Origin of the sequence: Bradyrhizobium sp. SZCCHNS30572 (assembly GCF_032484415.1) — a bacterium.
GTDB lineage: Bacteria > Pseudomonadota > Alphaproteobacteria > Rhizobiales > Xanthobacteraceae > Bradyrhizobium.
In genome coordinates, this window is record NZ_JAUESY010000018.1 from 1 (window position 1) to 8211 (window position 8211).

Genomic DNA, 8211 nt, shown 5'->3' on the forward strand with positions numbered 1-8211 from the left:
AGCCTTCAATCCCGAGACCCGCAAGGACTCCGCCGTCCACGTTTCTCTTTCTTCATCTTCACTTGTCAAACAGCCCGCACTTGTTAGTTCGCTTCGAACTAATTAGTGCATCAACTTCTTTGGTCTCGTTCACCGTGGAAGTCCCGATTGCCGGGGCGCTTCACATAGCTGATTTTGAGAGACCGTCAAGAGCCTTTCCGAAGAAAAACTCAGGAGCCAGTCGGAAGAAGAAACATCAAAGAAAACAACGTTGGTCCCGAAGGTCGGGGGCCTCAGTCATCAGTGATGTCCGGCTGGCGTGGTGGTGAGATAGTGCGATGCCGCATCCCGCGCAAGAACTTTTTGCGACGGCTGTGCAGAAATGTGGATAGCGCTGTCGCCGCCCACGCTCGGCCTCCTCACACGCCGTTTCTGTTCCATTTTGGAGCGGCGGGCGCGCGCAGCGTCAGGAATTGCTCGCCTTCGGTTGCACCAGCGCACGATGCGAGTGCGGCATGGGCATGCAGGACGAGATCCTTCCGCCGGACGAGGTTGGTCGGACAGACGCTGCCGAGATTGCTGGTGTCGATTTCGAGGGTCGCGATCCCCTCCCCCGCCTGCGACGATCGCGGCGCAGCGCGGAACGCCAATGGTTCCGGACCGGGCCGCTGAGCCCGGAATCGAAGTTCGCGGCGTCGCACACATTCGCGAATGCGAACTGGCATTGGTCTCGCCACCGCGAGCACGGAAGTGATGCGAGGGACGATCGGCGATATCCGCAAGCCTGGCGGTGACGCGGCCGGGAATGGCTCGGCTGTCCCGGCCGGATCGGTCAGCCCTGTTGCCGCAAGCTCCGGAAATACCACCAGCCCGACGAGGGCGCCCTCGCCACCAACCAAACATGCTTCAATCAGCGCGGGCTTGGAATTGGTTCATCGTGCTCGCGTCTCTGGACTGACTTGCCCAACGCACGGACGTTACGGTCGCTTGGGACGTCGATCCTGTCGAGCGCGTCGTTGCAGCGATGCCAGCATCAATTCGAGCCCGCATGCAGCAAGAGCAGCCGCGGCATTGTTGCTTGGTCGACATTGTTGCCTGGTGACCTGCCGCGTGGTGACCTCCGCGGCGCCGCGTCGTCCGAGGCCGGCGCGAGACGGCGTCAACGCGATCGCGGCGGCGTGCTGCGTGCGGGAGCCGTCAGGAAGCGATCGAGCTCGACGATCGCTTCGGCCTCGCGGGCGCGCCGCAGCTGCCTGGCCTGCTCGATGCCCGGGGGCAGACGTTTCGCCCTGTCTCGCGCTTCGCGCGCCATCTCCAGCAACCGCTCACCCAACGACATCGTCTGCTTGACACGCCGGCGCCGCTTCTTTTGACCTTCTACGTCCATGCGGGATTGCATCCAGTTTCATTGATGCGCATCGACGACTCTAGATCAGGAGCTGCCGCGCGCATCAACATAAGTGAATCGGCCGTGACCAACGTCGTCCGGGCGGCAGAGCAGCAGCGGCCGGCCGCGCCGGGAGCATCGAGGCTAGCCGCAGCACCGCCGACGGCTCCTTCGCACGGCTGGGATGCGTGGACCGGGGGCGGTCTCTGCCCGCCCCGGTCCCATCGGCTGATGCGCGCGGTTGGGCAGAACGAGCATGCGCTTTCGCCGCAGCGTCCGGAGCCAGTCCAGCACGTCGTTGCGCGACCTGAGTGGACGAGGCAATGCCACTCAGGCCTGCGCGAACTTGATGGTCGACACCGGCCAGCGGCCGTCATGGCCACCGATGGTGATGCGCAGACCGTGGAGTTCGTCAAGATGGACGTACTCCACTGTTCCGGCCTTGCCGTCGCTCAGCGCCACAGCCTTGCCGACCAGCTCGGTCTGCGCCCGTTCGAATTCGCGCAGGATGCAGAAGGCTCGCGTCTTGACGGCAACCATGAGGAACTTCGAGACATGAGGGGGGAACCGCCGGGCAGCACAGGCCGCTCGACGGTCGTTCAAGTCGGCATGCGGACGCCGAACGTCAACCCGTCCTCAAGCAATCGTGCGCGCCGCAAGGCAGCGAGCGCCGGGCTTGCCCATCAGCGGCACTCGAAATTCGCCGCATCCTCGAGGCTGCCGCTGCCCTTGTAGGTCAGCACCTTCGGGAACGCGCAGAGATCGCGTGTGCGCCCGGGCCATGGCACATCGGGCGCGCGCCGCGCGGTGGCCCGGATCGCCTCGGGCGCCGCGGCCGTGCCCTCCACCCATCGGTCCAGCGCGGTCAGCAAGTCGAACTGATCGGTGGCGGGTCCGCCGCCGCAATGGTTCATGCCGGGAACCAGGAACAGCCGCGCGAAGCCGTCGGCATCGGCGCCGTATTTGGTCTTGAGCTGATCGACATAGTCGACGGTGTCGAGCGCCGAGAAGATCGGGTCGGCCGTGCCGTGATAGAACAGCATCTTGCCGCCCTTCGCCTTGAAGGCGTCGAGATCGGTCGAGGTCGCGGCCTCATATTCCATGCCGGCGTCGAAGCCGCCGGCGCCCTTCATCACCTTCCGCGGATCGCGGTCGAGATCGAAGTTGCGCACCCAGGCGACGAGATCCTCCGGCGTCTCCGGCGGGCTCATGAAATCATAGGCGACGCCGCCGGGAATGAGCGTGAGATTGCGCGCATTGGGCGGACTCGCTTTGGGCGTACCGAGCTTCCAGGCGCGCCAGCCGGGCGCGGCGAGGCCGGGATCATACGGCCAGCGCGCATAGATCAATCCGCCCATGGAATTCCGGCTGCCGTCGAACATCAGCTTGACGGCTTTCAGCTTGGGGACAGGCAGGCACTGCGAACTCTGGCCCTCCTTGCAGGCGAGCACGGCCGGATCGAAGCGGCAGGCCATGACGTCCTGCACCATGCCATCCTTGGCGCCGTCGGCGCCATCGCACGACGCGGTCACGGCATCGGCCACCAGCTTCAGGTCCTCGTCGCTCAGCGCGCTGCCGACATCGGCCTTGCCGTCCGGGCCGGGCGGCGCGATCGCCAGCAGCGCCTGCTCCTGCGCGATCACATCGATGCCGGCCAGCGGCACGCGATAGGCCGGCGCGCCGGCGATGACGCCGTCGAACAGCTCCGGGAATCGCTGCGTCACCGCCATCGCCTGGCGGCCGCCGTTGGAGCAGCCAGCGAAGTAGGAGCGGCGCGGCGCCTTGCCGTACAGCTTCTCGGCCGCGGCCCTGGCGGCAGCAGCCACCGGCGGAATCGAGCTGTAGCCCTTGTCGCGCCGCGCCTGCGGATCGAGGCCGAACAGATAGGGCCCGAGCGGCCCCGGCTCCTCGAGATGGCCTGCGTCGGTCGAGGCCACGGCATAGCCGTTGGAGAGTCCATTCGGCGGCGTGGCGCCGGTGAGCAGGCCGAGTGCCGGGCGCAGCACACCGTCGACGCCGCCGCCGCCCTGAAAGACGACCTTGCCATTCCACGTCGCAGGCAATCGCAGCTCGTAGCCGACAGCATAGGGCTTGCCGTCGATGCCGGTACGCTCGTTGATCTTGCCCCGGATCAGGCAGTGATCCGGCGCAGGTGCGGTCGCGCCCGCAGGCGCGGGCGGCGCCAGTTGCACGCCGCCCGCAGCGACGAATTCCGCCGTGACGATGCGGCCGCTTTCGGAGAAGCCCTGAGCCAGCGTGGCGCAGCTCGCCTTGAAATCCTCCGCCTGCGCGGACGCCATGGCCGACGTCGTCAGCAAGACCGCGGTCAGCGCCGTCACACGGATCGTCATCACGGTCGTCCTCACACCTGCGGGCCAAAGCCCGTCACGCATCGTCGTTGCTTCGCGGCGCGCTCGATCGCTTCCGACCATAGCCAAGCCTGCGCCCGCCGCAAGCGGCCGTGCGCATGGGTGCGATTGAAAACGTCAGCCGAAGCGTGCCATCTGATGGGTGTCAAGGAAGCGTCGAGGGACATCATGGCTGCGGACATCAGGTTGAATGCGTTTGCGATGAACTGCGTCGGGCACCAGTCGCCCGGCCTGTGGCGGCATCCGCGCGACCGTTCCTCCGACTACAATCGCCTGCCCTATTGGCTCGACCTCGCCAAGACCTTGGAGCGCGGCCGCTTCGACGGACTGTTTCTCGCCGACGTGCTCGGCGTCTACGATGTCTATGGCGGCAACCCCGATGCGGCGCTCCGCCACGCCATCCAGGTGCCCGTCAATGATCCGATGATGCTGATCTCGGCGATGGCCGCCGTGACCGAGCATCTCGGCTTCGGCGTCACCTGCACGCTATCCTATGAGCCGCCCTACCCGTTCGCGCGGCGGATGTCGACGCTCGATCATCTCACCGAGGGCCGCATCGGCTGGAACATCGTCACCGGCTATCTCGACAGCGCCGCACGCGGCATGGGCAGGGAGCGCCAGACCGCGCACGACGATCGCTACGACGTCGCCGACGAGTACATGGAGGTCGTCTACAGACTGTGGGAAGGCAGCTGGGAGGACGACGCCGTCAAGCGCGACCGGACCAGCGGCGTGTTCACCGATCCCACGAAGGTTCACCGCGTCAGCCATCGCGGCGAGAACTACCAGCTCGACGCCATCCATCTCTGCGAGCCGTCGCCGCAGCGAACGCCGGTGCTGTATCAAGCCGGCACCTCGCCGCGCGGCCGCGTGTTCGCCGGCCGGCACGCCGAATGCGTATTCATGTCCGGCCCGTCCGCCAAGATCATCGCGCCGCGCGTCGCCGCGATCCGCCAGGCCGCCGCCGACGCGGGTCGCGCGGGCAGCGACATCGTCATCTTCAGCATCGCCACCGTCGTGCTCGGCGAAACCGATGCGGCGGCCGAGGCGAAGTTCGCCGACTATCGCCGCTACATCGACCACGAGGCGTCGCTGACCTTGATGTCGGGCTGGACCGGCGTCGACTTCTCGACCTACGACCTCGACCAGCAGGTCCGCCACGTGCTCAACGATGCCGGCCGCAGCGCGATGGACAACGTCACGCGGGCCGATCCGGACCGGGTGTGGACCGTGCGCGAGGTTGCCGAGCATGTCGGCATCGGCGGTATCGGCCCGGTGTTCGTCGGCTCACCGGCGAAGGTCGCCGATCTCATCGAGAGCTGGATCGAGCAGACCGGCGTCGACGGCCTCAACCTCGCCTTTGCGCTGTCGCCCGAGAGTTTTGCCGATGTCGCCGACATGCTGGTGCCGGAGCTGACCAGACGCGGCCGCTACAAGAAGGCCTACCAGCCGGGAACGCTGCGCGAAAAGCTGTTCGGCCGCGCCCGGCTCGCGGCGCCGCATCCGGCGGCGAGCTACCGGCCGTAATGCTGCTGGCACTCAGCCCGACAGACGCGACAGCAACACAGCCACCGCCGCCTCGATCGGCTTGATGATCGGCACGGCGAATTGGCGCTGCAACTGATCGGCGGCCTGCGCCAGCGGCCCGCCGCCGATGATCACGGCCTCGGCGCCGTCGTCGGCAATACAGGCGCGCGTGGCGTCAGCCAGGGCGGCAGCAAGCCGCGCCGGATCGACGGCGAGCGCGGCCGGGTCGCCGTGCGTCAGACGCGTCCCGGTGAACTGCGCCGACAGGTTCAGCCTGTCTGCAAGGCCCGCGATGCTCGCGACCAGCGCAGGCGTCACCGTGGCAACGCCGAAGCGCCGCCCGCCCTCTGCGGCCTCGCGCATCGACGCCTCGCCGATGCCCGCCACCGGCAGCGAGCACTGGCTGCCAAGCTCCGCGGCGCCGGGATCGCCGAACGCCGCGACGATGATGCCGTCGCAAACATCGCGATGCGCGCGGCCGATATCGACCACTTCCGCCGCCGATGCGGCCAGCGCCTCGGCATCCACGATCATGGCCGGTGCCCGCGTCGCGGTCGCGCCGACGACCTCGGCCCGGCCGGCGCAGCAGGCGGCCGCGATCGACACCATCATCGCGGTGGTCGTGGCCGAGCTGTTGGGATTGATCAGGAGGATGCGGGGCATGAGGGCGGTTGCTCAGATGACGAAGCTCTCCTCGTGAACAATCGTCGGCCAAACGTCAACTCCAGGCCCATTCGCCGATGAGGGTGGCGGGCATCGGCCGTTCGTCGCCGGCCGCTCACCCGATCCGCATCGACAATTCGACTTCGTCGCCGAACGGCACCGACAGATAGCCGTTATCAGGCGAACGGACGTAGGCGAGGTAGTCGGGGCTGTGGTCGGCATTGTCAGCGACGATGGACGCGCCGGCGCTGAGCCGGCTCTCGAGCAGCGCCAGGATATCGCCATACAGCGGCTTGGCGCCGTCGAGCAGCACGAGATCGATGGTCTCCGGCAGATCGGCGCTCAGCGTCTGCAGGGCGTCGCCCTGGCGGATCTCGACCAGATCGGCCAGGCCGCCCTCCGCGAGGTTGGCACGGGCACGGGCGACCTTGGACGGCTCGAACTCCGTGGTGATCAGCCGGCCGCCGCCACTGTCGCGCAGCGCCGCGGCGAGGAACAGCGTCGAGATGCCGAACGAGGTGCCGAATTCGACGATCGATCGCGCACCGACGCCGCGCGCCAGCATGTAGAGCAGCATGCCGGTGTCGCGCGACACGGGCAACGGAAAGTCCTTGAGCTGCGTGTAGAGCTCGACATGACCGGACCTGCTGCGCATCAGTTGCGCGCCCCGTTCGGCCATGCCGGCGAAGATCGGGCTCGTCTCCGGCCGCAGCAACGTCGCCTCGGCAAGCAGGCGATCCAGCAGCGGCGCCACCGGCTGAGTGGTCAGGGTGATCATTGATATTCTCCGTGTTCTCGATGCGTGTCGTTTGCGTCGAAGTCAGAATACGAATAATCATTCGCATTCGCTAATCGCATTTCGGAACGCTCCATGGCCCCGGCTCGAAAAGCCCCGATTTCCCCGCGAAAACTGCCGCAACAGGCACGCTCGGCCGACCTCGTCTCAGCCATTCTGCAGGCGGCTGTTCAGGTTTTGACCAAGGAAGGCGCGCAACGTTTCACCGCGGCCCGTGTCGCCGAGAAGGCCGGCGTCAGCGTCGGCTCGCTCTATCAGTACTTCCCGAACAAGGCGGCGATCCTGTTCAGGCTGCAGAGCGACGAGTGGCAGCAGACGACGAAACTGCTGCACGGCATTCTGGAGGACACGCGCCGTCCGCCTCTGACGCGATTGCGTGCACTCGTTCACGCGTTCCTGCAATCGGAGTGCGACGAGGCCGCCGTGCGCGGCGCGCTCGACGACGCCGCCCCGCTCTATCGCGACGCGCCCGAGGCACGCCAGGCCAGGGCCAGTGGCCGCCGCGCCATGCTCGCCTTCATGCGCGAGGTGCTGCCTGGTGCCGGAGAGGCCGAGCGCGCGCGGGTCGCCGACCTGATCAAGACGACGCTCGGCCAGGTCGGCAAGCACTTCTCGGAGACACCGCGCAGCCGGGCCGAGATATCGGCCTATGCCGATGCGATGGCCGACATGTTCTGTGCGTATCTCTCCACCGCGAACAAGCCTCACAGACGTAAGGCCGGGTAGTCCTAGAGCCGGCGCGTCTCCGGTCAAGCGGCCTCTCGGGGCACTCCCGCCATGCGCGGGCTTGTCCCGCGCATCCACGCCTCTCCCACGCAAACTGGGAACCTCTGCACGGCCACGGGCTGCCGCGACACTACGTTGACTTGATGCCGTCGTATCCCAGATCGCCGCTGACTTGATGCAGCGCCGCAGGTCGGGTGCCCGCAGCTAACAACGGACCTCTCATCAGAGTCCGTGATTGTCGGTTAAGGGCGAATTCCGGACACGATGAGGCGTCCGATCAAGTCGCGAATTGACCCATTGAAGACGTCGCATGGTTCGGTAAATGTGAGGCTCGGAGATATCTCACGACCAACGGAGTGAGAATGAATTTCGTTGCTGTCACTGCTGAATACGGGATTGTCATCCGTCGGCGCGCCTTGACCGAAAGGGGCGTATCGTATCAGGCCGTACTTAATGCCCTTGAGACGGATAAGCCGCACGGTGCTGATGAGGAGCTACTCTCTTTTGGTCCAAGCTTCGGTCCAGAGGCACTCGCAACTCTGACGCGGAGGCTCATCGATCTGGGCCTCGTCTATTTCGATGACTTCTTCGAGTTCGCCAGCGACGTCCCGCTGTGGTGCAAGTTTGCCGTGGCGTTTGTGGCGACGAAGTCAACGTGAACCAGCGCACTGGATGTCTGCTGTTGGCCGATTCTGTTGAAAAAGTCAGCAGTTGCGACGCAGAGATATCGGTGATTCAGTCTGTCTAGTGGGCAGGACTGAAGG

General features: G+C 66.2%; 9 protein-coding genes. 3 read left to right on the top strand and 6 right to left on the bottom strand.

The features are described 5' to 3' along the window. Positions 1-398: 398 nt before the first annotated feature. From QX048_RS35125 to QX048_RS35140, 4 genes are all read right to left on the bottom strand, one after another. Positions 399-629, bottom strand: a complete 231-nt coding sequence (locus tag QX048_RS35125; RefSeq protein WP_315828605.1) for a hypothetical protein — start codon at positions 627-629, stop codon at positions 399-401. A 509-nt stretch (positions 630-1138) separates the two neighbouring features. Further along, positions 1139-1366: a hypothetical protein gene (locus QX048_RS35130; protein ID WP_315718641.1), complete on the bottom strand. Its 228-nt coding sequence runs from the start codon at positions 1364-1366 to the stop codon at positions 1139-1141. 330 nt (positions 1367-1696) lie between these two features. After that, positions 1697-1906: a PRC-barrel domain containing protein gene (locus tag QX048_RS35135; protein ID WP_315718640.1), complete on the bottom strand. Its 210-nt coding sequence runs from the start codon at positions 1904-1906 to the stop codon at positions 1697-1699. 143 nt (positions 1907-2049) lie between these two features. Then, complete coding sequence (locus QX048_RS35140) at positions 2050-3717, bottom strand: tannase/feruloyl esterase family alpha/beta hydrolase (protein ID WP_315828606.1); 1668 nt, start codon at positions 3715-3717, stop codon at positions 2050-2052. Between the two features lie 186 nt (positions 3718-3903). On the opposite strand from QX048_RS35140, the gene QX048_RS35145 reads away from it, so the two are divergent. Continuing rightward, positions 3904-5262, top strand: coding sequence for an LLM class flavin-dependent oxidoreductase (locus tag QX048_RS35145; RefSeq protein WP_315828607.1), 1359 nt, complete (start codon positions 3904-3906; stop codon positions 5260-5262). A 12-nt stretch (positions 5263-5274) separates the two neighbouring features. Here the strand turns inward: QX048_RS35145 and QX048_RS35150 are convergent, their stop codons facing one another. Together QX048_RS35150 and QX048_RS35155 are read right to left on the bottom strand one after the other, a co-directional pair. Next, a complete protein-coding gene (locus QX048_RS35150) occupies positions 5275-5925 on the bottom strand; it encodes an aspartate/glutamate racemase family protein (protein WP_316201058.1) in 651 nt (216 codons plus the stop codon). A 115-nt stretch (positions 5926-6040) separates the two neighbouring features. Next, on the bottom strand, positions 6041-6703 hold the full coding sequence (locus QX048_RS35155; protein WP_315828608.1) for an O-methyltransferase: 663 nt from the start codon (positions 6701-6703) through the stop codon (positions 6041-6043). Between the two features lie 93 nt (positions 6704-6796). Here QX048_RS35155 and QX048_RS35160 point away from each other — a divergent pair, with 93 nt between their 5' ends. Together QX048_RS35160 and QX048_RS35165 are read left to right on the top strand one after the other, a co-directional pair. Next, positions 6797-7447, top strand: a complete 651-nt coding sequence (locus QX048_RS35160) for a TetR family transcriptional regulator (protein WP_315828609.1) — start codon at positions 6797-6799, stop codon at positions 7445-7447. Between the two features lie 362 nt (positions 7448-7809). After that, positions 7810-8106, top strand: coding sequence for a hypothetical protein (locus QX048_RS35165; protein ID WP_315828610.1), 297 nt, complete (start codon positions 7810-7812; stop codon positions 8104-8106). The last annotated feature ends 105 nt before the right edge of the window (positions 8107-8211 follow it).